The 524-nt window shown below is 68.9% G+C and carries 1 protein-coding gene; it reads left to right on the top strand.

The features are described 5' to 3' along the window. Positions 1-524, top strand: a 524-nt coding sequence (locus tag ACPYOM_RS22135) for a hypothetical protein (RefSeq protein WP_481347611.1), incomplete at both ends; no start/stop codon positions are given.

Raw genomic sequence — 524 nt, 5'->3', positions numbered from 1 at the left:
GAGGGACGGTCAGAACCGTAGGAGGGACGGTCACCGCCCTCGCGACGCCGGTCAGAACCGTAGGAGGGACGGTCACCGCCGTCGCGGCGCCGGTCACCACCGTAGGAGGGACGGTCACCGCCGTCGCGGCGCCGGTCACCACCGTAGGAAGGACGGTCACCGCCGTCGCGGCGCCGGTCACCACCGTACGTACGATCATTCTCGCGGCGGTCGTCCCGTCGGGGACCGCTGGACCGACCGCCCCGATCATTCTCGGAACGTCGGGGGCCGCGGCGGTCGTCCCGTCGCTCGTCGGAGCGACGGTCGTGAGAGCGTCGCCGGTCGTCGTCGCCGTACTGGTCGCTCATATCGTCATCCTTCCGCGCCGGCCGTGCCGACGCCACTTCCTGGGCACAAAAAGGGAGCGCCCCAGACGGATCAATGAAGTTCCGTCCGGGGCGCTCTACCAAAGTGTGTCCGGCTGCGTCCTACTCTCCCACACCGTCACCAGTGCAGTACCATCGGCGCTGAAGGGCTTAGCTTCC

The sequence above is a fragment of the Monashia sp. HAY1-2A genome, from assembly GCF_056755315.1.
The sequence above is the reverse complement of the archived record's forward strand: the minus strand, read 5'-3'. Positions and strand labels throughout refer to the sequence as shown.